Raw genomic sequence first — 21,380 nt, 5'->3', positions numbered from 1 at the left:
CGAAGCGCCGACCTCGGTCGGCGTCGAGGGAGGACCGGCCCCGGCCGGGCATGACGTGCACATCCTGATCTGCAACTGGCGAGACACCCGCAACCCCGAGGGCGGCGGGTCGGAGCTCTATGTCGAGCAGATGGCCCGTGGCCTCGTCGCGCGCGGGCACCACGTCACCATCGCCTGCGCCAAGCACCCCGCGGCGGCGGACGACGAGGTCGTCGACGGTGTGCGCTACGTCCGTCGGGGCACCAAGCTCGACATCTACCTCGTCACGGTGCTGCGCCTGCTCCTGCGTCGCTACGGTCGGGTCGACCTCGTGGTCGACGTGCAGAACGGCCTGCCGTTCTTCACCCGCCTGGCCACCCGCCGACCGGTCGTGGTGCTCGTGCACCACGTGCACCGCGAGCAGTGGCCCGTCGTGTACCCGGGGGTCGTCGGCCGCCTGGGCTGGTGGATCGAGAGCCGGCTCTCGCCGCGGCTCTACCGGCGCAGCCGGTACGTCACGGTGTCCGAGGCCAGCCGACGTGAGCTCGTCGAGCTGGGTGTCGACGACGACCGGATCACGGTCGTCCACAACGGCACCGCCGCGCCGCCACAGGTTCGTGCCGGCCGTAGCGAGCTCGCCCGGCTCTGCGTCCTCGGACGGCTGGTCCCGCACAAGCAGGTCGAGCACGCCGTCGACGCCCTCGAGGCCGTGCGGACGAGTCATCCCGGCGCCACGCTCGACGTCGTCGGCGACGGATGGTGGTCCGAGGAGCTGCACGACTACGTCGCACGACGTGGGCTCACCGACGCCGTCACGTTCCACGGCCACGTCGACGACGTCCGCAAGCACGAGCTCCTCGCCGAGGCCTGGGTGATGCTGCTCCCCTCGCTCAAGGAGGGCTGGGGCCTGGTCGTCGGAGAGGCCGGGGCCCACGGCACCCCCACCATCGCCTACAGGTCGGCCGGCGGGACGACCGAGTCGATCGACCACAAGGACTCCGGACTTCTCGTCGACGACCACGACGAGCTGGTCGCGGCGACGTGCGAGGTCGTGGGCGACGTCCAGTGGCGGACCTTCCTCGGCGAGGGTGCGCGGGCGAAGTCGGCGACCTTCACCTGGCCGGGGGCGCAACAGCGCTTCGCCGACGTGCTGGACGGCTGAGCACCCACCACGACGAAGAGGGCCCGATCCTCACGGACCGGACCCTGTCGGACGAGCGGCGAACGCCGTCCCGTCGGAAGTTCGTCAGTTGTTGCCGTAGTTGACGTTCGACGTCTCCACCGGCTCGGTGCCGGCACTCTGCTGAGACTGGACGACGCCGACAGCGGTGGCCGCTGCCAGACCGCACCCGACGAAGAAGGCGACGATGCCGCCGATGGCTGAAGTTCCCACAGTGATGTCCTCCCTCAAGACGTCACCATGTTACCAGCCGGTCGGGGTCAGGGCGCGAACCTCGCTGCGCCTACCCTGGGCGGTGCCATGACGACCTCCACGCGCCGGCGAGCGCCCCTCCTGCGCGCGACCCGTCCGCGCCAGTGGACCAAGAACCTCCTCGTGCTCGCGGCACCCCTCGCTGCCGGGGTGCTGACCGACGGAACCGTGCTCCGATCGGTCTCGACGGCCCTGGTGGCCTTCACGGCGTGCGCCGCGGCCGTGTACCTGCTCAACGACGTGGTGGACGTCGAGGACGACCGTCGTCACCCCCGCAAGCGTCACCGTCCTGTGGCGTCCGGGGAGCTGTCGAGGTCGACGGCCGTCGTCTTCGCGGCCGTGCTCGCCGTGGCAGGAGTGGGACTCGCCGTCGCCGTGCGACCCATGCTGGCCGCGGTCCTTCTCGTCTACCTCGTCGTCCAGGTGGCGTACGCCTACTGGCTCAAGGACCAGCCGGTCCTCGACCTCGCCGTCGTCTCCTCGGGGTTCCTGCTGCGGGCGATCGCAGGGGGCGTCGCCGCCGACGTGCCCCTGTCGCAGTGGTTCCTCCTCGTCGCCTCGTTCGGATCGCTCTTCATGGTCGCGGGCAAGCGGTACTCCGAGCTGCTCGGTGTCGGCGCCGAGGGGGGCACCCGGCCCTCGCTCGCGCTCTACTCGGAGTCCTACCTGCGCTTCGTGTGGAGCACGGCCGCGGCCGTCGCCGTCACGGCGTACTCGTTGTGGGCCTTCGAGATCCCCTCCGACGCCACGGTGAACTGGCAGGCCCTCTCCATCGCGCCCTTCGTGCTGGGCATGCTGCGCTACGCGGTGGACATCGACCGTGGCCTCGCCGGGGAGCCCGAGGACGCGGTGATGCGCGATCCCGTGCTGCTCGTCCTGGCCGCGGCCTGGATCGTGCTCTTCGCCGTCGGGGTCTACGTCTCGTGACGCCGCGCAGCCTGACCGGCTGGGGCCGGACCATGCCGACGGTCTCGACCGTCGAGACGTGCCGGTCGGTCGCCGACGTCCGGTCCGCCCTCGGGGCCGGCGGTCCACGCGGCGCGATCGCCCGTGGGCTCGGACGCAGCTACGGCGACCCGGCGCAGAACGCCGGCGGCACGGTCCTGGACCTCACCGGCATGGACCGCGTCCTGGACGTCGACGTCGCCGCGGCGACCGTGACGGTGGAGGCCGGGTGCAGTCTCGACCGCCTCATGAGACTGCTCCTGCCGCTCGGTCTGTGGCTCCCGGTCGTCCCCGGGACCCGACAGGTCACCGTGGGTGGCGCCATCGCCGCGGACGTCCACGGGAAGAACCACCACCGCGACGGCAGCTTCGGCAGGCACGTCACCGAGCTCGAGCTGGTGCTGCCCTCCGGCGACGTGCTGACCGTGCGTCCCGACGACGCCGATCCCCGGCTGTTCTGGGCGACGGTCGGCGGCATGGGTCTCACCGGCATCGTCACGCAGGCCACGATCGCCCTGCACCGCGCCGAGACGTCATGGTTCGTGGTCGACACCGAGCGCACCGACGACCTCCGGACCCTGCTGGCCTCACTGGCCGAGCGCGACGCCGCGTACCCGTACTCCGTCGCGTGGTTCGACGCCGCTGCCCGGGGGTCGGCGACGGGCCGTTCCGTCATCACCCGTGGCCGCGCCGCACGGCGAGAGGACCTCGACGCCGCCCGATCCGCGGGCCGTCTCGAGCTGGCCGCTCCCCAGCTGGGCCGTTTCCCGCTCGTGCCCCCCACGAGCCTGGTGAACCCGGTGACGGTCCGCGTCTTCAACGAGCTCTGGTTCCGCAAGGCGCCGCGGCACCGGGTCGACGAGCTGCAGGACGTGACCCAGTTCTTCCACCCGCTCGACGTGGTCGCCGACTGGAACCGGGTCTACGGGCCCCGAGGCTTCGCCCAGTACCAGTTCGTCGTGCCGTTCGGCGCCGAGTCGGCGCTGCGGGACATGGTCACGACGCTCGCGGCGTCCGGTCACGCCTCCTTCCTCAACGTCCTGAAGCGGTTCGGCGCTGCCGACCCGGCCCCGCTGTCGTTCCCGACCCCGGGATGGACGGTCGCGGTGGACCTGCCCGTCCGACGAGGTCTCCAGCCCCTCCTGGACCGGCTCGACGGGATCGTCGTCGACGCCGGAGGACGCCTGTACCTGGCGAAGGACTCGCGCACCTCGGCGGCCACGCTGTCTCGGATGTACCCCCGGCTCGACGAGTTCCGCGCCGTGCGTGACACCGTCGACCCCCGACGCGTCCTGCGCTCGGACCTGTCCCGCCGACTCGACCTGTGAGGCCCTCGTGATCAACGCCCTCGGCATCCCCACCTCCGTCCTGCTGCTCGGAGGCACGTCCGACATCGCGATGGCCACGGCCGAGGCGTGGGCGCGTACCTCGCCCGGTCTCGAGGTGACGCTCGCCGCCCGACCAGGTGAGCGGCGCGACGACGCGGTCGAGCGGCTCCGCGCCCGCGGGTGTGTGGTGACCCCGGTCGACTTCGAGGCGGCCGACACCTCGAGCCACGCTGCCGTGGTCGACGCGGTCCCCGGCGACGTCGACGTCGCCCTGGTGGCCTTCGGGGTGCTCGGTGACCAGGAGCGCGCCTGGACGGACGTCGGTCTCGCGCACGAGATCGCGACCGTGAACTACGTCGCCGCCGTGACGGTCGGGGTGGCGCTCGGGGCACGGATCCGGCGTCAGGGACACGGTGTGGTGGTGGCGCTGTCCAGCGTCGCCGGTGAACGGGCACGCCGCTCGAACTTCGTCTACGGCTCGAGCAAGGCCGGGATGGACACGTTCTACACGGGCCTCGGGGAGGCCGTGCGCGAGCACGGCGGGCGGGTCGTCGTGGTGCGTCCGGGATTCGTGCACTCGACGATGACGCACGGACTCGAGCCGGCTCCCCTGGCCACGACGCCGGAGGCCGTCGCTGCGGCGATCGTCGACGCGGTCCGGGACGGTCGGGAGCAGGTGTGGGTGCCCAAGCCGCTCCGAGGCGTCATGTCAGGGCTCCGGCACGTGCCGCGGCCGCTGTTCCGCCGGCTGCCCCTCTGAGCCGCGGCTCGACGTCAGGAGGCCCCCCAGGCGACGGGCCGCGCCGGTGGCGCTGCCCGCGAGGGCTGCGCCCACCACCACGGCCCACACCACCCAGACCGCGGTCATCACGGCCCGGTCCGTGTCGTCGACCCCGACCTCCTTCGCACCCTCGACCGCGTACACCCGCAGGTCGGTGCCACCCAGGAGCTCCAGGCCCCGCACCGACCGGGCGGCACGATCGGCGTCGGGAGCCGTGGTGTCGAGCACGACGAGCCCGATGCCGAGCCGCGCCAGCGCGCGGGGCACGTCGTCGGACGCCAGGGCGCGTCGCACGGCGGCGGCCCGCGGGTCCTCCCCCGCGACCGTGCGGCCGGACACGACGAGCCGGTCGTCGGTCACCGTCGGCCGGTCGAAGAAGCGACCCGCCGGGTCGAGCACCGGGCGGCCCGCGTTCCACGAGGGCGCACGGTAGGCGGTGAAGGGCAGCACCGCGAGGTCGCCCTGCACCGTCGACCGCTCGACGACCAGCCGTGCGGTCTCCCACGACCTGGGGTACTGCACGGGCTCCAGGCGGCCCCCGAACCCGTCGGCCAGCGCGGGGACGACGGCCAGCGGCAGCAGCAGGCCTGCGACGGCCGGTGCCGCCGCGAGCCCGCGCGACCGGGACAGGGCCACGAGCCGGTCGGCGCCGAGGCCGAAGCCGACCACCAGCGCGGGGGCCACGAGTGCGAGGTAGCGGGCCCCGTCGCGGAGCACCGCCGCCGGCCCGAACGCAGCCACCAGGTCCGCCAGGGCCGTCGGCGCGAGCCACCCGGTGAACGCGACGGCGAGACCGGCCACCGCCACCAGGAGCACGGCGACGAGGTCGGGACGAGCGGTCCGGGCCAGCACACCCAGCCCGAGCAGGGCCAGGGCCCACACCGTCACCGTCAGGACCACCACGAGGGTCGATCCCCGGCCCTCGGGCACGACGTCGGCGTTCCAGATGCCCCCGAGGGAGAACGCCGTGCCGACGTGGCCGAGCAGTCCTTCCGAGCGCAGCGCGAAGGCCTCGACGCCGTCGGGGTCCGCCCGCACCGATCCGCGCAGGAACGACGAGACCAGCCACGGTGCGTTGAGCAGCGCCGCCAGCACGGTGATCCGCACCAGACCGAACCGCGCACCGGCGAGGACGGCGACCGCGAGACCCATGAGCCCGCCTGCGGGCGTGAGCGCGGTCCCGGCCAGCGCCAGGACGACCGTGCGCAGCCGTGGGTCGTCGCGGCGCAGCTCGGCCACGAGCCACAGGATCGCCGCGTAGCCGAGCAGCATGGGCCACTGGCCGATGGCCAGCCGCTCCAGCACGTACGGGTTCCAGATCGCGATCGTCGCCGCGGCCGTGCGCCCGGCGAGGCCCGCCGTGGCGACCAGTCGGGCGCCGCCCACCCCGGCGAGGAACAGGGCACCGAGCAGGACCAGTCTCTGGACGAGCTGAGGGTCAACCACCGCCCCGAGCACGGCCACCACGGCGTCGGAGGGCACGGCGCGCGGCAGGGCCGAACCGAGCCCCCACAGGTCCGGACGCCCCAGGTCCAGACGCGGGACCCAGACCATGTCGTAGGACAGCACGAAGCCCGGCCGGAACCAGGGCAGCCCCACGAGCACCGCCAGCAGCAGGCTCCACTGCAGGACGATCGTGCGGCGCCACGCGGCCATGTGCCTCCCTTGTCGAGGACAGACTAGGTGAGCAACCTCCCCCCGCCGGACGATTCGGCGAGGCGCGGGAACCAGGCCGTCGCTAGGGTTGCCCGGTGACGAGCACCAGCCACCGCCTCTCGAGCGGATCGACGGTGGCGCTCGGCATGATGGGGATGAACGTCGCGATCTACGGGTTCACCGTCGCGGCCGCCCGCAACCTGGTGCCTGCCGAGCTCGGCGCCCTGGTGGCCCTCCTCGGCATCCTGCTCATGGGCAACGTGGTGTCGCTCGGCATCCAGGCCGTCACGGCGCGCCGCATCGCCGTGGCCCCCGACGATCGCGCCGACGTCGTCGGCGTCGTGGTGCGGGTGACGGCCGCCGCAGCGCTCGCGGTGGGCGCCGTCGTGGCGCTGCTTTCGGTGGTGCTGGTGCCGTTGCTGCGCCTCGACTCGCCGTGGCCGATCGTCCTCGCCGGGCTGACCCTCGTGCCCCTCACCGTGATGGGCGCGCAGGCCGGGGTCGCGCAGGGCTCGGAGCGGTGGGGGTCGCTCACGGCGATCTACCTCGCGAACGGGCTCGGCCGCCTCGTCCTCGGGACGGCGGCCCTCCTCGTGGAGCCCTCGGCGACGTCGGCGATGGTGGGCATCGCCCTCGGTGCGTGGGTGCCCGTCCTGGTGGGCGCCCCCCTCCTGCGCGGCCACGTGCTGCACCCGCGCGGGATCAGCCGCCGCCCGCTCGTGCGCGAGGCCGTCCTCGGCTCGCACGCGCTGCTCGCCTACTTCGTGCTGAGCAGCCTGGACGCCCTGGTGGCCCGCAACCGGTTCGAGGCCGGCGAGGCCGGGCTCTACGCGGCCGGGCTCATCCTCTCGAAGGCCGCCCTGTTCGCCCCGCAGTTCGTCAGCGTGGTCCTGTTCCCCGACCTCGCGCGCGACGAGACCCGCCGGGCCCGGACCCAGGCGGTGCTGGCCGTGGCGGGCCTCGGAGCCGTGGCCGTCGCCGCGACGGCACTGCTGCCACGACTCGCGCTCGTGCTCGTCGGCGGCGAGCAGTACGAGGAGATCGCCGGCCGCCTGTGGCTCTTCGCCCTCGCCGGGTCCTGCCTGGCCGTCGTGCACCTGCTGGTCTTCGACGCTCTCGCCCGCCACGCACACGGAGTGGTCGTGCTCGTGTGGGCCGGCGCCGCCGTGGTGGTGGGCGTCGCCTACGGGCTCGACGTGCACCTGACCGGGCTGGTGACCACCGTGGCCTCGGTCTCGGCCGTCCTGGCGGTCATCGTCTGGTTCGTCCCGGGGCGGACGACCACCCAGGACCACTGACGGTCCTCCACCCCGCGAGGGGCCACGCAGGGTTCAGTGCGCGGCCTCGTGCCACGTGCGTCCGGTGCCGACCGACACGTCGAGCGGGACGGACAGGTCGGCCGCCGCGGCCATCTGCTCACGGACCAGCGCCTCGAGCGTGTCGCGCTCCCCGGCGGCGACCTCGAGCACGAGCTCGTCGTGGACCTGCAGCAGCAGCCGCGACCGCAGGCCCTGCTCGCGCAGGGCGGCGTCGACGCCGAGCATGGCGACCTTGATGATGTCGGCCGCGGACCCCTGGATGGGAGCATTGAGGGCCATGCGCTCGGCCATCTCCCGTCGTTGGCGGTTGTCGCTCACCAGGTCGGGCAGGTAGCGGCGTCGGCCGAGGATCGTCGCGGTGAAGCCGGTCTGGCGGGCCTCCTCGACGACGCCGTGCAGGTAGTCGCGCACCCCGCCGAAGGTCTCGAAGTAGTCGTCCATGAGGCCCTGCGCCTCACCAGTGGAGATCTGCAGCTGCTGGCTCAGCCCGTAGGCCGAGAGCCCGTAGGCCAGGCCGTAGTTCATGGCCTTGATGCGGGCCCGCAGCCCACCGTCGATGTCGGTGGGCTCGCGCTCGAAGACCTTGGCCGCCATGACGGTGTGGAAGTCGTGGCCCGACCGGAACGCCTCGATGAGGTCGGCGTCCTCGGACAGGTCGGCCATGATCCGCATCTCGATCTGGCTGTAGTCGGCGGTCAGGAGCGTCTCGTAGCCCTCGCCGACGGTGAAGGCCTCGCGGATGCGTCGGCCCGACTCGGTGCGGATCGGGATGTTCTGCAGGTTCGGGTCGGCCGAGCTGAGCCGGCCCGTGGCCGCGATGGTCTGGAAGTAGGTCGTGTGGATGCGCCCGTCCGGCTGCACGGTCTTCTGCAGACCCTCGACGGTCTGCCGCAGCCGGGTGACGTCGCGGTGCGCGAGCAGGTGCTCGAGGAACGGGTGCTCGGTCTTGACGAACAGCTGCTGCAGCGCCTCGGCGTCGGTGGTGTAGCCGGTCTTGGTGCGCTTGGTCTTGGGCATGTCGAGCTGGTCGAAGAGCACCTCCTGCAGCTGCTTCGGCGAGCCGAGGTTCACCTCACGGCCGATCGCTGCGTAGGCCTCGTCGGCCGCGGCCACCATGCGCTCGGTGAACTCGGCGTGCAGCGCGTCGAGGTGGTCGGTGTCGACCGCGATGCCGGCGGTCTCGGCCCGCGCGAGCACGTCGACGAGCGGCAGCTCCAGGTCGTCGAGCAGGCCGAGGGACTCCTGCTGCTCCAGCTCCTCGCGCAGCACGGTCCAGAGGTCGAGGGTGGCGCGTGCCCGCTGCGCGGCACCCTCGGCGCCGGCCGTGTCGTCGTCGAACGCGAGCTGCCCGGAGTCGTCGCTCACCGCGATGTCGCGCTTGAGCGAGCGCAGGGCGAGGTCGGCGAGGTCGTAGGAGCGCTGGTCCGGACGCACCAGGTAGGCCGCGAGCGCCGTGTCGGCGACGAGGCCCTGCATCGTCCAGCCCTGCGCGGCGAGCGCGTGCAGCTGCCCCTTCGCGTCGTGCATGACCTTGGGCCGGGCCGGGTCGGCCAGCCAGCCCTGGAGGGCGGCGTCGTCGTCGGGTCCGAGGGACTCCGGGGACAACGAGACGGCGCGGCCGCCGGGCGTGGCGATCGTGACGGTGTCGACGCGGGGGCCGACGGGTCGCAGGACTCCCGCCACCTCGACGCCGACGGCCTCCTCGCCCAGGTGCTCGTCGATCCAGGCCGCGAGCCCGCCCTCGCCCGGCAGGTCGACCTCGACCTCGACCGAGGCCGCGTCGGTGGTGGCCTCGTCGCCGCCACCGAGGTACTCGAAGAGTCGCGTGCGCAGCGCGGCGAACTCGAGCGCGTCGAAGACCTGGTGGATGGCGTCGCGGTTCCACTCGGTGCTGAACGCCAGGTCGGCCGGCTTGGCCGGGAGGTCGAGGTCGCGGACGAGCGCGTTGATGCGCCGGTTGCGCAGGACGGAGTCGAGGTGCTCGCGCAGCGACTCCCCCGCCTTGCCGGGCACCGCGTCCACGTCGGCGACGAGCGCCTCGAGGGAGCCGTGCTGGTTGATCCACTTGGCGGCGGTCTTGGGACCCACGCCGGGGACGCCGGGGAGGTTGTCGCTCGTCTCGCCCACCAGGGCGGCGATCTCGGGGTAGTGCTCGGGCGTGACGCCGTACTTCTCCTCGACGGCCGCCGGGGTCATGCGGGCCAGGTCGGAGACACCCTTGCGCGGGTACAGCACCGTGGTGGTGTCGGTGACCAGCTGGAGGGCGTCGCGGTCGCCGGTGCAGATCAGCACCTCCATGCCGGCGGCCTGCGCCTGGGTGGCGAGGGTGCCGATGATGTCGTCGGCCTCGAAGCCGTCCTTCTCGAAGCTCGTGATCCCGAGGGCGGCGACCACGTCCTTGATGAGGGTGACCTGGCCCTTGAACTCGTCGGGGCTCTTGGCGCGGTTGCCCTTGTACTCGGCGTACTCCTCGGTGCGGAACGTCCGGCGCGAGACGTCGAACGCCACGCCGACGTGCGTGGGCTGCTCGTCGCGCAGCACGTTGATGAGCATCGAGGTGAACCCGAACACCGCGTTGGTGTGCTGGCCCGTGGTGGTGGAGAAGTTCTCCACGGGGAGGGCGAAGAAGGCACGGTAGGCGACGGAGTGACCGTCGATCAGCAGCAGTCGATCCACGCGCTCGACTCTAGACGCTCGGACCGACACGGCTCGGGGTGCGGGGGCGGGCGATGGCGGCCACCGGTGGTGCGCGCGTCTCGGGCCTGCTGCGGCGCCGGTCGCGGTCATCGCGGCAGCTGCTCGGTGCAGCACCTGCGGGGCTTCGGTGAGCTGCTGCGGTGCCTGCGAGGGCCTCGGCTCGCTGCCGCGTCGCCCGCCGGAGCTTCGGCTCGCTGCTGCGCTGCCGCGGCTCGCGCCCCGATCGGTCTCCGAGAGGGCCTCGACCGGGCGGCCAGCGCGGGACGCGGTCCGGGTTCTCGGGCTGTGGCGGGTGCTGGTCGGACGCAGGAATCTGCGTTCACGCGTGGGGGACGCACGATTCTGCGTTCGCGTGTGGGGGACGCAGGATGCTGCGTTCGCGCGCTGGAAGTCGAACGCTTCTGCGTTCGTGTCGGGATCCGGTCGTGAACGCAGCATCGTTNTGCGTTCGCGTGTGGGGGACGCAGGATGCTGCGTTCGCGCGCTGGAAGTCGAACGCTTCTGCGTTCGTGTCGGGATCCGGTCGTGAACGCAGCATCGTTCGGGCCTGCGCACGTGAACGCAGCATCGTTCGGGCCTGCGCACGTGAACGCAGCATCGTGGCCGCCTGGCCGCGCGGGCTGGCAGGGATTCTCCCTTCCCGTGGACCGGTCCACGAGAAGGGAGAATCCCTGACCCTTCCGCCCTCGACATCGGTGGATCCTCAACCTCTGCGGGCCGTCTGCGGTGGAGGATCCACCGATGGCGCGCACCAACGAAGAACCCTGCACCGATCACGCGCAAAGGAAGAATCGTGCGTCACCCGCAGCACCAGACCGGACGCCGCGATCCCGGAGCGGCGCCCACCCAGGCCCCCGGTCGAGGCCTTTCGGAGATCACCCCCAGCGAAGGCCGAGGCGTCGCAGCAGCAAGCCCACGACCACCGGAGGCAGCGCAGCAGCACGTCGAGACGAACCTCAGGCAGCGCAGCAGCGGCGACGACGCCCACCGGCAGCGCTCCAGAGAGACCGAGACGAACCCCGGCCCGGCCCGGCTCGGCTCGACCCTCAGACCTTGTCGGCGCGCCGCTCGTCCTGGCGCCGACGCAGCGTCCGGCGGACGGCGATGAGCTTGCCGGTGTCCTTGGAGTGCGTGGCCTTGGAGCTGAGGCGCGAGCGGAGCCGGCTGGCCTGGATCGCCCGCACCGCCGCGACCTGGGTGAAGCCGATCTTGGTGAGGTAGCGGTGCGGCTCGCGCGCCATGAGCGGGATGGCCGCCACGACGATCTCGCAGGCGTGCTCCTCGCCGTAGGTGGCGGCGGCCGACAGCAGCGTGGCGGCGACGTTGCGTCGGCGGTGGCGCGGCGACACCTGGATGTCGGTCACGAGCAGGATCGGCGTGAGCGTGATCGGCGTCAGCGTGCTGAGGTCGCACACCGTCGCGCCGACGATCTCGCCGTCGACGAGGGCCACGATGATCCGCTTGCCCGGCTTCGCCAGGTTCTGCTCGATGGCCGACGCGGCCTCGGCGACGCTCGGCTCACGGAACAGCGACTGGTAGGAGAACGCCTCGGCACCCTCGTCGTCGCTCGCCTTGGCCGACTCCGCCCACAGCTCGACGAGCGCGGCTGCGTCCTCGGGCACCGCGTCGCGCATCACGATCGGTGAACGAGTGGCCATGGTGTCCTCGGCGGGAGTGGTGTCTGGACCGGGTCGGCGCCAGTGCCACGATGGGCGACGTCGGGGTGGGTCGCGCCGGCAACGGCGAGAAGGAGAGCGTACATGTTCATCGGGGCAGGCACGCTCACCAACGTGCTCACCGTGCTCGTCGGCGGTGGGCTCGGGCTCCTCGTCGGGCACCGCCTGCCCGAACGCGTCCGCACGACCGTCACGTCGGCACTCGGCCTGGTCACGCTGCTCATCGCCGCCGACGCCGCCGCAGCCGTGAACAGCGACGCCCTGACCTCCTCGACCGGTCGCGGCGCGCCGACGCTGATCGTGCTCGGCTCGCTCGCCGTGGGCGGGATCATCGGCTCCTTCGCCCGGCTCGAGGACCGGCTCGAGGACCTGGGCGGGTTCCTGCAGCGCCGCCTCGGCGGCTCGGCCGCCCGTCAGGTCCCCCTGGGCGATTCCGCCGGCCCCACCACCGACGGCGGTCCCACCGACCGTGGCCCCGACGACGGTGACCGCGAACGCTTCGTGCAGGGCTTCGTCATCGCCTCCCTCGTGTTCTGCGTCGGGCCGCTCACCATCCTGGGCTCGCTGAACGAGGGACTCGGCCGCGGCGCCGAGCAGCTGCTGCTCAAGTCCACCCTCGACGGCTTCGCCGCCCTGGCCTTCGCGGCGGCGTTCGGCGTCGGTGTGCTCGCGTCCGCGATCTCGGTGCTGGTGGTGCAGGGATCGCTCACCGGGCTCGGCGTCCTCGTCGGCGGACTCCTGCCCGCCGCGCACCTCGACGCCGTGGGCGCGACCGGCGGCCTCATCCTCGTCGGGGTCGCGCTGCGGCTGCTCGACCTGAAGCAGCTCCCGGTGGCCGACCTGCTGCCCGCCCTGCTGGTGGCCCCCGCTCTCACGCAGCTCGCCGTCGCCCTCGCCTGAGTCGACTTCACAGAACTGTTACCTGGCGAGTCTGCGGATGGGACCTCCTGCCACCCTCCCGGGGATATAGTCCCCGGGACGAAGGCGCCACCTGCGCTGCCCGAACCTCCAGGAGACCTGCGTGCGACTGACATCCAAGGTCCTCGTGTCGGCGATCCTGGCGTGCCTGGTCGTCCTGGTGCCGCTCGGCGGCGCCTCGGCGACCGACGCGCCATCGCCCAGCACGAGCCCCTCGGCGCCCACCGCGGCCGCCACCCCGCCGGACGGCCCGTACGTGGGCGTGACGCTGCAGAACAGCGGCGCCGACGCCGGGCCCATCGCCGGAGCCACGCTGACGGCCTCCACGTCGGACGGCACGGAGGTCGGCGAGGCGGTCACGGGGCCTGAGGGCCGCGCCTTCATCCCGATCCCCGAGCGCGGCACCTACGTCGTCACCCTCGACGTCGACTCGCTCCCGGCCGGCATCGAGTTCGCCGGGAGCCCCGAGCGCACCGTGAACGCCCTCCTCGACGGCGGCAACTTCGTGCAGTTCCAGATCGGCGTGGTCGAGCAGACCGGCCCGCCGCTCGGCGAGCGGTTCGCCGCCGCCATGGTCAACGGCGTCAAGTTCGGCCTCATCATCGCGCTCGCGGCGCTCGGCCTGTCGCTGATCTTCGGCACCACGAAGCTGACGAACTTCTCCCACGGCGAGCTGATCACCTTCGGCGCCATCGCGACCTACGTCGCCAACCGCGCCTTCGGCCTCCCCGTGATCCTCGCGATCATCGCGGCGGTGGTCGCGTCCGCGGCCTTCGGCTGGCTCCAGGACAAGTTCCTCTGGAAGCCGCTGCGCAGCAAGGGCGTCGGGATCATCGCGATGATGATCGTCTCCATCGGCTTCGGACTCTTCCTGCGCAACATCTTCCAGTACACGTTCGGCGGCTCGCGACGCTCGCTGTCGCAGTACGTCAACCAGAGCCGTGAGACCTACGGACCGTTCTCGCTGGCGGACAAGGAGCTCGCGATCATCGGCGTCGCGGTCGTCGTCCTGACCGTCACCTGCGTCGTCCTCATGAAGACCCGCCTCGGCAAGTCCATGCGAGCGGTCGCCGACAACCCGGCCCTCTCGGCCTCGTCGGGCCTGCGGGTCGACGGCGTCATCCGGTCGGTCTGGGTGCTCGGCACCGCACTGACCGGGCTGGCCGGCGGCCTGCTCGCCGTCAACAGCCAGGTCAACTTCCTCATGGGCTTCAAGCTGCTGCTGCTCGTCTTCGCCGCGGTCACCCTCGGCGGCCTGGGCACCATCTGGGGCGCGCTCGTCGGCTCCATGATCATCGGGATCATGGTCGAGGTCGGCACGCTCGAGATCGGGTGGTGGCCCGGTGTCCCCTCGTCCATCAAGGAGGTCGGCGCGCTCGTCGTGCTGATCCTCATCCTGCTGATCCGGCCGCAGGGCATCCTCGGCCGCGCCGAGCGGATCGGCTGAAAGGGCTCTCATGGACTTCGGAAGCATCCTCAACTCGGCACTCTCCTCCGCCCTCGGGCCGCAGGCGATCGTGTTCGCGCTCGCTGCGATCGGCCTCAACATCCACTTCGGCTACACCGGCCTGCTGAACTTCGGCCAGGCCGGGTTCATGGCCGTGGGCGCCTACGGCCTGGCCGTCACGGTCGTCACGTTCGACCAGTCCTTCTGGCTCGGCATCGTGGTGGCCATCGTCGCCTCGATGCTGCTCGCCCTCGTGCTGGGCGTCCCGACGCTGCGGCTCCGGGCCGACTACCTCGCGATCGCCACCATCGCCACGGCGGAGATCCTCCGCCTGGTCTTCGGCGCGGTCGAGACGAAGGACGTCTTCGGCGGGTCGAACGGTCTGACGGGCTTCGCGTCGACCTTCCAGGACCTCAACCCGTACGGCGGGGGCATCGACCTCGGGATCGTCTCCTTCCGACGCGGTGACCTCTGGTCGCTCACCGTCGGCTGGGCGCTCGTGGCGCTGGCCTGCCTGCTCGTGTGGCTACTGATGCGCAGCCCGTGGGGTCGTGTCCTGCGCTCCATCCGCGAGGACGAGGACGCCGTGCGCTCGCTCGGCAAGAACGTCTTCGCCTACAAGATGCAGGCCCTCATGCTCGGTGGCGTCTTCGGTGGCCTCGCCGGTCTCTTCCTGGCCCTCAAGCAGGCGTCGGTCGTGCCCAGCGACTACTCCACGAACGTGACGTTCTTCGCCTACACGGCCCTGCTGATCGGCGGTGCGGCCCGCGTGCTCGGACCGGTCATCGGCGCGATGATCTTCTGGTTCCTCATGGCCGGCATCGGCTCCTTCTTCAGCCAGGCCACGGCCGGCGACAACCCGCTCATCCCCGACTGGGCGATGAGCGACATCCAGGCCAGCCTGGTGCGACTCATCCTCGTGGGCCTGGGACTGATGCTCCTGATGATCTACCGACCCCAGGGAATCTTCGGCGACCGGAAGGAGCTGGCGATCGATGCCCGCTGACACCACCAACCAGGTCGACTCCCTCGCGGGGGTCGCGAACACGCCGGGCGTCGCCAAGCCCGACCCGATCCTCAAGGGCACCTCGATCACCCGGCAGTTCGGTGGCCTCAAGGCCGTCGACGTCGACCACGTCGAGATCCAGCGGGGCGTCATCACGGCCCTCATCGGCCCGAACGGTGCGGGCAAGACGACGCTGTTCAACCTGCTGACCGGCTTCGACGCCCCCGACACCGGCGAGTGGTCCTTCAACGGCTCGTCGCTGCAGAAGGTGCCGGCCTACAAGGTCGCGCGCCGCGGCATGGTGCGCACGTTCCAGCTGACGAAGGTGCTCTCGCGCCTCACCGTCATCGAGAACATGCGCCTCGGTGCCACGGGCCAGCGGGGTGAGAGCTTCTGGTCCGCGCCCTTCCGCGCGCTGTGGTCCTCCCAGGAGGCCGAGATCACCGCCCGCGCGGACGAGCTGCTCGCCCGGTTCAAGCTCGACGCCAAGCGCGAGGACTTCGCCGGGTCGCTGTCCGGTGGTCAGCGCAAGCTCCTCGAGATGGCGCGCTCCCTCATGGTCGACCCCGAGCTGATCATGCTCGACGAGCCCATGGCCGGCGTGAACCCGGCGCTGAAGCAGTCGCTGCTCGGTCACGTGAAGTCGCTGCGCGACGAGGGCCGCACGGTCCTGTTCGTGGAGCACGACATGGACATGGTCCGTGACATCTCCGACTGGGTCATCGTCATGGCGCAGGGCAAGATCGTCGCCGAGGGCACGCCCGAGCAGGTCATGTCCGACCAGGCCGTGATCGACGCCTACCTGGGTGCGCACCACGACACCGACATCACCGAGCTGGACGAGAGCGAGCTCGAGGCGGCCACCGAGGCCGAGCTCGACGAGGAGGCCTGACATGTCAGAGATCCACGAGCCCGGCCACGGCACCAGCCGCGAGGCGGCCCGCGACGCGAACTTCGCGGAGGAGCAGGCCAAGCACTCGGCCGGGGCCGAAGGTGCGATCCTGCGCGCCGACGGTCTGATCGCGGGCTACCTGCCGGGCGTGAACATCCTCAACAGCGCCGACCTCTACTGCCAGCCGGGTGAGCTCGTCGGCATCATCGGTCCGAACGGCGCCGGCAAGTCGACGCTGCTCAAGGCCCTGTTCGGCCTCGTGACCATCCACGAGGGCACCGTGACCCTCGACGGCGCCGAGATCACCAACCAGCGAGCCGACCAGCTGGTCACCAAGGGCATCGGCTTCGTGCCGCAGTCCAACAACGTGTTCCCGAGCCTGACGATCGAGGAGAACCTCGAGATGGGGTGCTACCAGGCACCCAAGCGGTTCGCCGAGAGGTTCGGGTTCGTGACGGACCTGTTCCCGCGGCTGGGCGAGCGACGCAAGCAGCGAGCCGGCTCGCTGTCCGGCGGCGAGCGCCAGATGGTCGCCATGGGCCGGGCGCTCATGATGGACCCGAAGGTGCTGCTGCTCGACGAGCCCTCGGCCGGCCTCTCCCCCGTCCTGCAGGACGAGGTCTTCGTACAGACGCGCAACATCAACAAGGCCGGCGTCTCGGTCATCATGGTCGAGCAGAACGCCAAGCGCTGCCTGCAGATCTGCGACCGCGGCTACGTGCTCGACCAGGGCCGCTCGGCCTACTCCGGCACGGGTCGCTCGCTCGGCAACGACCCCAAGGTCATCGAGCTCTACCTCGGCACCCTGGGCAAGAAGGCCAGCTGACGCCGCCCCGCACCACCCACGACGAAGCCCCCTGGCCGACGGTCAGGGGGCTTCGTCGTGTCCCCGCCGCTCCCCCGACGCCTCGGGGCTGTGCCGGAGATTCCCAGGTCGACCTGGGAATCCTGCAGAAGCACGGGAAGCAAACCGTGCAGACGTGGGAAAGCCGTGCACTCCGGCCCCATCGGTGGATCTGGCACGTCAGGAGCGCAGGTGTGGTTGCTGAGCCACCGATGAAGGGCGCGCGGTGCGTTCTCCGCCGAGTCCCCGCCCGCACGGTGACGTCTCCACCGTCCCAGCGCTGGGACGGTGCAATCCGCACCGCACACCCCGGCTGGTCAATCCCTTCGGTGGAAAAGTCACCGCTCGGACGGGGCGGAAGGTCCGACGCGCGGACATGACGAGGCCCCCGGGTGGAACCCGGGGGCCTCGTGCAGGACGTGCGCTACGTCAGCGGATCAGATGTTGCCGCTGATGTAGTCGACCGCCTTGTAGGTGTTGTCGGCGCCGTACTCGTAGATGCCGATCGAGGCGGCCGTGGGGCTGCCCGTCTCGCCGAGCTCGATCGGACCGGAGACACCGTCGTAGTCGATGTCCGTGCCGTCGGCGAGCAGGTCGGCGCACGCCTTGAACTCGGTGCACTTCTCGCCGCCGGTCGTGATGCCCGGGATCTCCTTGGCGATCTTGTCGCCGGCGTCGCTGTCGGCCGCGATGGCCGCGAGCGCCGAGACGATGACCGCGTCGTAGGACTCCGCCGAGTAGGAGTAGTCCTTGAGGTCGGGGTCGACCTCGAGCAGACGGTCCTTGAAGTCACCCGAGGTCTCGGCACCGGGGATGGTGCCCTTGGTGCCCTCGAGCGTGCCGTCGGGCAGCTTGCCCGCGTAGTCGGCCGTGTTGCCGTCGACGAAGTACGTGTCGACGTCCTGCGGGCCGGCGCCGGCCTGGACCAGCTGCGGCACGATCGTCGTGGTCTCCTCGAAGGCGACCAGCACGACCGCGTCGGGCTTGGCGTCGGCGATCTCCTGGACCTGCGAGTCGTAGGACTGCGCGTTCTCGCCGTAGAAGACCGTGGCAGCGACCTTGCTGCCCGCGTTCTCCAGGCCCTTGCCGATCTCCTCGGCGAGGGTCTCGCCGTAGGCGTCCTGACGGGCGAGGATGGCGACGTTCTGCTTGCCGTCCTCGATCAGCAGGTTCGACATGACCGCACCCTGGAGGATGTCCGAGGGCGCCGTGCGGAAGTACAGGTCAGGCTTGGAGTAGTCGCCGTTGTCGAAGTCGGTCGACGTGTTGGCGGGCGAGAACATGACCGAGCCGGCCGACATGATCTTGTCGATGACCGTCATGGAGACGCCCGAGGAGGCCGCGCCGACGATGACGTCGGACTTGGCGTCGAGCAGCTTGTCGGTCTCGGCGGGGGCGATGCCCGAGTCGGTGTCGCCCGAGTCGGCCTTGACGCCCTTGACGTCCTTGCCGAGGACTCCCCCGGCCGCGTTGACGTCCTGGATGGCGAGGTCGACGCCGGCGAACTCCGGCGGGCCGAGGAACGCCAGGCTGCCGGTCTGCGGCAGCAGCGAGCCGACGGTGAGGACGCCGTCGGACTTCGACGCGGCCGCCTTGTCGTCGCCGCCGTCTCCGCCGTCGTCGCCACCACCGCAGGCGGCGAGCACGAGGGCGCCCGCTGCTGCGACCGTGGCCAGTCGCATGGTCCTGGTACTGCGCTTCATTGATCCTCCGGGGAACTGTGGTTCGGCCCCCGACGGGCCGAGCCGTAGGTCGAAACTAGTCGCCAGCAGGGTCACCGGGGTCAGCCTGGCAGGAATGTCGTGCTTCGTAGCCAAGTTGTAACCCGCGCGCTCACTCCGGCAGTTCTCCGGCGTCCCCACGAGTGGATCCGTCGACGCCGTGCTCGACCACGCGCTCGGCGACGGTCCGCATCGACATCCGCAGGTCCATGGCCGTGCGCTGGATCCAGCCGAAGGCCTCGGGCTCGCTCAGTCCCAGCGCAGCCTGCAGCTGGGCCTTGGCCCGCTCGACCACCTTGCGCGTCGCGAGCTGGTCGCTCAGGTCCTCGACCTCGGCCTCCAGGGCGGCCAGCTCCGCGAACCGGCTGCGGGCCATCTCGATGGCCGGCACCAGGTCGGAGGCGGTGAACGGCTTCACGAGGTAGGCCATGGCGCCGGACTGGCGCGCACGCTCGACCAGCTCGCGCTGGCTGAACGCCGTCAGCATCACCACCGGCGCGATCCGCTGGCCGGCGATCCGCGTCGCCGCGGCGATGCCGTCGAGCCGCGGCATCTTCACGTCCATCATCACGAGGTCAGGCTCGAGCGACGTGGCGAGCTCCACGGCCTCGAGCCCGTCGGCCGCCTGCCCGACGACGTCGTACCCCTCCTCCTCGAGCATCTCGGCGAGGTCGAGGCGGATCAACGCCTCGTCCTCGGCGATGACGACGCGAGGCCTCGCGGCGGAGGCGTCGCGGGCCGCGTCGTCGGGGAGGGCCGTCTCTGGTGGGGTGGGGCTCACGTGAGAAGGTTATCGGGCGCTCTGGGCGCGCCGACTTGGCGGAATGGTAGACGCGACGGTCTCAAAAACCGTTGTCCGAGAGGGCGTGCGGGTTCGAGTCCCGCAGTCGGCACATCACCCGGCGCCACCCCCGCGCCGCCGCGCCGGCGGACCGCCGGGGCTCACGTCGACGTGCCGCGGCCTGTCTCCTGCTGCAGCCGCTCGATGTGCTCGGAGGCCTCGGCCTTGGTGAGGTCGGCCGACAGCGTCTCCCCCGCGTCGCGGGCGAGCGTGTCCAGGTAGCTGCGCTGCGCCCCGGTCATGGGCTCGTCGCCGGTCACCCAGTCCTCCGGGTCCTTCTCGGTGGTCCCGCCCGCGTCGGCGCCGAGGACCTCGCCCGTGGGCCGAGTGATGTCGTGACCGTCAGAATGCATGTTCGATTCAGTCATGGTCCCACCGTAGGCCGGGACCCGGACAGGCGCTCGTCGAGCGACGGCGCGCGGCGACTCAGTCCTCGTCGGAGGGGTGCGCGTAGGCCGGCACGACCCGGTTGATCGCGTCGCCCATGCGGTGGATCCGCAGGGCGTTCGTGGATCCCGGGATGCCCGGAGGGGCACCGGCGACGATCACGACCTCCTCGCCCTGGGTGCAGCGCGCGACCTCGAGCAGGCGCTTGTCGACCTGCATCACCATCTCGTCGGTGTGCTTGACCTCGGGCACCAGGAAGGTCTCCACGCCCCAGGTGAGGGCGAGCTGGTTGCGGGTGAGCGGGTCGGGCGTGAACGCGATGACCGGGATGGCCGAGCGGTACCGCGACATGCGCCGGGCCGAGCCGCCGATCGTCGTGAACGCGACGACGTAGCGCGCGTCGATGGACTCGGCCACCGTGGCGGCGCCGCGGCAGATGATGCCGGCGCGGGTCTTGGCCTGCCAGGTGTAGGCGGCCATGCGCGGCAGGCCGTGGTCCTCGGTGGACTCGATGATGCGGGCCATGGTGCGCACGGTCTGGATCGGGTACTCCCCCACGCTCGTCTCGCCCGAGAGCATCACCGCGTCGGCCCCGTCGAGCACCGCGTTGGCGACGTCGGAGGCCTCGGCGCGCGTGGGGCGCGGTGCCGAGATCATCGACTCGAGCATCTGCGTGGCCACGATCACGGGCTTGGCGTTGCGCCGCGCCTTCTCGACGATGAGCTTCTGCACGATCGGCACGTCCTCGAGCGGCAGCTCGACACCGAGGTCGCCGCGCGCGACCATCACGCCGTCGAAGGCGTCCATGATCTCGTCGAGGTTCTCGACCGCCTGGGGCTTCTCGATCTTCGCGATGACCGGACGGTGGATGTCGAGGTCGCGCATGACGCTGCGCACGTCGTCGGCGTCCCGGGCGTTGCGCACGAAGGAGAGCGCCACGAAGTCGACGCCCAGCTGCAGCGCAAAGCGCAGGTCGGCGATGTCCTTGTCGCTCATGGCCGGGACGCTCACGGCGACGCCGGGCAGGTTGATGCCCTTGTTGTTGCTGAGGCGCCCGGCGGTCTCGCAGATGGTGACGACGTCGGTGCTCGTGACCTCCACGGCGCGCAGCCGCACCCGGCCGTCGTCGACGAGGATCTCGTCGCCGGGCGAGACGTCGCCCGGCAGGCCCTTGTAGGTCGTGGAGGCGCGCTCGGCGTCGCCGGGCACGTCGTCGACGGTGATGGTGAACCTGTCGCCCAGCGCGAGGTCCACCGGACCGTCGGCGAACCGACCGAGCCGGATCTTGGGGCCCTGGAGATCGGCGAGGATGGCGATCGCCTTGCCGGTGCGCTCGGCGGCCGCGCGCACGTGGCCGTAGTTCTCCTCGTGGTCGGCATGGTCGCCGTGACTCATGTTGAGTCGCGCGACGTCCATGCCCGCCTCGGCGAGCTGGAGGATGCGCTCGGCGGTCCCGACGGCCGGTCCGAGCGTGCAGACGATCTTGGCTCTACGCACACCCCGACCCTACC

Annotated in this window: 18 protein-coding genes and 1 tRNA gene; 11 read left to right on the top strand and 8 right to left on the bottom strand. The window is 71.4% G+C overall.

Annotated elements, in window-relative coordinates:
• The first annotated feature begins 55 nt into the window (after positions 1-55).
• Positions 56-1,141, top strand: coding sequence for a glycosyltransferase family 4 protein (locus tag ASF37_RS13900; RefSeq protein WP_055965886.1), 1,086 nt, complete (start codon positions 56-58; stop codon positions 1,139-1,141).
• 84 nt (positions 1,142-1,225) lie between these two features.
• Here ASF37_RS13900 and ASF37_RS17240 read toward each other — a convergent pair whose 3' ends face one another.
• The gene (locus ASF37_RS17240; RefSeq protein ID WP_156364839.1) at positions 1,226-1,372 is read right to left on the bottom strand and encodes a hypothetical protein; all 147 of its coding nucleotides are present in this window, start codon (positions 1,370-1,372) and stop codon (positions 1,226-1,228) included.
• An 87-nt stretch (positions 1,373-1,459) separates the two neighbouring features.
• Here ASF37_RS17240 and ASF37_RS13895 point away from each other — a divergent pair, with 87 nt between their 5' ends.
• From ASF37_RS13895 to ASF37_RS13885, 3 genes are read left to right on the top strand one after another with little or no spacing between them, the layout of a single operon-like run.
• A complete protein-coding gene (locus ASF37_RS13895; protein WP_055965885.1) occupies positions 1,460-2,338 on the top strand; it encodes a decaprenyl-phosphate phosphoribosyltransferase in 879 nt (292 codons plus the stop codon).
• Entirely contained in the window at positions 2,335-3,684 is a 1,350-nt protein-coding gene (locus tag ASF37_RS13890; protein WP_235493023.1) for an FAD-binding oxidoreductase, read from the top strand. Before ASF37_RS13895 ends, ASF37_RS13890 begins: the two co-directional genes overlap by 4 nt.
• Before the next feature lie 7 nt (positions 3,685-3,691).
• Positions 3,692-4,444 carry a decaprenylphospho-beta-D-erythro-pentofuranosid-2-ulose 2-reductase gene (locus ASF37_RS13885; RefSeq protein WP_055965883.1) on the top strand — a complete coding sequence of 251 codons (753 nt, stop codon included), beginning with the start codon at positions 3,692-3,694 and terminating at the stop codon, positions 4,442-4,444.
• Here ASF37_RS13885 and ASF37_RS13880 read toward each other — a convergent pair.
• A complete protein-coding gene (locus tag ASF37_RS13880; protein WP_056581243.1) occupies positions 4,394-6,121 on the bottom strand; it encodes a hypothetical protein in 1,728 nt (575 codons plus the stop codon). The genes ASF37_RS13885 and ASF37_RS13880 overlap by 51 nt on opposite strands.
• A gap of 95 nt (positions 6,122-6,216) precedes the next feature.
• Between ASF37_RS13880 and ASF37_RS13875 the strand changes: the two genes are divergently transcribed.
• On the top strand, positions 6,217-7,419 hold the full coding sequence (locus ASF37_RS13875; RefSeq protein ID WP_055965879.1) for a hypothetical protein: 1,203 nt from the start codon (positions 6,217-6,219) through the stop codon (positions 7,417-7,419).
• A gap of 33 nt (positions 7,420-7,452) precedes the next feature.
• Here ASF37_RS13875 and polA read toward each other — a convergent pair whose 3' ends face one another.
• Together polA and ASF37_RS13865 are read right to left on the bottom strand one after the other, a co-directional pair.
• Positions 7,453-10,116, bottom strand: a complete 2,664-nt coding sequence (gene polA, locus ASF37_RS13870) for a DNA polymerase I (RefSeq protein ID WP_056555692.1) — start codon at positions 10,114-10,116, stop codon at positions 7,453-7,455.
• Positions 10,117-11,183: 1,067 nt separating this feature from the next.
• Positions 11,184-11,795 (bottom strand): GNAT family N-acetyltransferase, encoded by a 612-nt coding sequence (locus tag ASF37_RS13865; RefSeq protein ID WP_082480721.1) that lies wholly within the window; start codon positions 11,793-11,795, stop codon positions 11,184-11,186.
• Between the two features lie 102 nt (positions 11,796-11,897).
• Here ASF37_RS13865 and ASF37_RS13860 point away from each other — a divergent pair, with 102 nt between their 5' ends.
• The 5 genes from ASF37_RS13860 (at position 11,898) to ASF37_RS13840 (ending at position 16,902) form a co-directional block, all read left to right on the top strand.
• Positions 11,898-12,713, top strand: a complete 816-nt coding sequence (locus tag ASF37_RS13860; protein ID WP_056576413.1) for a DUF554 domain-containing protein — start codon at positions 11,898-11,900, stop codon at positions 12,711-12,713.
• A 121-nt stretch (positions 12,714-12,834) separates the two neighbouring features.
• The gene (locus ASF37_RS13855) at positions 12,835-14,178 is read left to right on the top strand and encodes a branched-chain amino acid ABC transporter permease (RefSeq protein WP_055965872.1); all 1,344 of its coding nucleotides are present in this window, start codon (positions 12,835-12,837) and stop codon (positions 14,176-14,178) included.
• A gap of 10 nt (positions 14,179-14,188) precedes the next feature.
• Entirely contained in the window at positions 14,189-15,184 is a 996-nt protein-coding gene (locus tag ASF37_RS13850; RefSeq protein WP_055965870.1) for a branched-chain amino acid ABC transporter permease, read from the top strand.
• Positions 15,174-16,076: an ABC transporter ATP-binding protein gene (locus ASF37_RS13845; RefSeq protein ID WP_055965869.1), complete on the top strand. Its 903-nt coding sequence runs from the start codon at positions 15,174-15,176 to the stop codon at positions 16,074-16,076. The genes ASF37_RS13850 and ASF37_RS13845 overlap by 11 nt, the downstream gene beginning before the upstream one ends.
• A gap of 1 nt (position 16,077) precedes the next feature.
• Positions 16,078-16,902 carry an ABC transporter ATP-binding protein gene (locus tag ASF37_RS13840; protein ID WP_055965867.1) on the top strand — a complete coding sequence of 275 codons (825 nt, stop codon included), beginning with the start codon at positions 16,078-16,080 and terminating at the stop codon, positions 16,900-16,902.
• A 455-nt stretch (positions 16,903-17,357) separates the two neighbouring features.
• On the opposite strand, the gene ASF37_RS13835 is transcribed toward ASF37_RS13840, so the two are convergent.
• Both ASF37_RS13835 and ASF37_RS13830 read right to left on the bottom strand, forming a co-directional pair.
• Positions 17,358-18,623 (bottom strand): ABC transporter substrate-binding protein, encoded by a 1,266-nt coding sequence (locus ASF37_RS13835; RefSeq protein ID WP_055965865.1) that lies wholly within the window; start codon positions 18,621-18,623, stop codon positions 17,358-17,360.
• Positions 18,624-18,753: 130 nt separating this feature from the next.
• Positions 18,754-19,422 (bottom strand): ANTAR domain-containing response regulator, encoded by a 669-nt coding sequence (locus tag ASF37_RS13830; RefSeq protein ID WP_055965862.1) that lies wholly within the window; start codon positions 19,420-19,422, stop codon positions 18,754-18,756.
• A 29-nt stretch (positions 19,423-19,451) separates the two neighbouring features.
• Here ASF37_RS13830 and ASF37_RS13825 point away from each other — a divergent pair.
• Positions 19,452-19,534: transfer RNA gene (locus tag ASF37_RS13825), tRNA-Leu, on the top strand.
• Positions 19,535-19,583: 49 nt separating this feature from the next.
• On the opposite strand, the gene ASF37_RS13820 is transcribed toward ASF37_RS13825, so the two are convergent.
• Both ASF37_RS13820 and pyk read right to left on the bottom strand, forming a co-directional pair.
• Positions 19,584-19,850: a DUF3072 domain-containing protein gene (locus tag ASF37_RS13820; RefSeq protein WP_235497681.1), complete on the bottom strand. Its 267-nt coding sequence runs from the start codon at positions 19,848-19,850 to the stop codon at positions 19,584-19,586.
• A gap of 58 nt (positions 19,851-19,908) precedes the next feature.
• Positions 19,909-21,366: a pyruvate kinase gene (gene pyk / locus ASF37_RS13815; protein ID WP_055965857.1), complete on the bottom strand. Its 1,458-nt coding sequence runs from the start codon at positions 21,364-21,366 to the stop codon at positions 19,909-19,911.
• Positions 21,367-21,380: the final 14 nt, after the last annotated feature.

This window comes from Aeromicrobium sp. Leaf289, assembly GCF_001423335.1.
GTDB lineage: Bacteria > Actinomycetota > Actinomycetes > Propionibacteriales > Nocardioidaceae > Aeromicrobium.
Note: the sequence above shows the minus strand (reverse complement) of the source record. Positions and strands in the feature narration are given on the sequence as shown.

Bases quoted from the DNA above. Each gene is read 5' to 3' on its own strand.
- ASF37_RS13895 (WP_055965885.1), top strand. From the start codon at position 1,460: ATGACGACCTCCACGCGCCGGCGAGCGCCCCTCCTGCGCGCGACCCGT.
- ASF37_RS13880 (WP_056581243.1), bottom strand. From the start codon at position 6,121: ATGGCCGCGTGGCGCCGCACGATCGTCCTGCAGTGGAGCCTGCTGCTG.
- ASF37_RS13865 (WP_082480721.1), bottom strand. From the start codon at position 11,795: ATGGCCACTCGTTCACCGATCGTGATGCGCGACGCGGTGCCCGAGGAC.
- ASF37_RS13860 (WP_056576413.1), top strand. From the start codon at position 11,898: ATGTTCATCGGGGCAGGCACGCTCACCAACGTGCTCACCGTGCTCGTC.
- ASF37_RS13850 (WP_055965870.1), top strand. From the start codon at position 14,189: ATGGACTTCGGAAGCATCCTCAACTCGGCACTCTCCTCCGCCCTCGGG.
- ASF37_RS13845 (WP_055965869.1), top strand. From the start codon at position 15,174: ATGCCCGCTGACACCACCAACCAGGTCGACTCCCTCGCGGGGGTCGCG.
- ASF37_RS13840 (WP_055965867.1), top strand. From the start codon at position 16,078: ATGTCAGAGATCCACGAGCCCGGCCACGGCACCAGCCGCGAGGCGGCC.
- ASF37_RS13835 (WP_055965865.1), bottom strand. From the start codon at position 18,623: ATGAAGCGCAGTACCAGGACCATGCGACTGGCCACGGTCGCAGCAGCG.
- ASF37_RS13820 (WP_235497681.1), bottom strand. From the start codon at position 19,850: ATGACTGAATCGAACATGCATTCTGACGGTCACGACATCACTCGGCCC.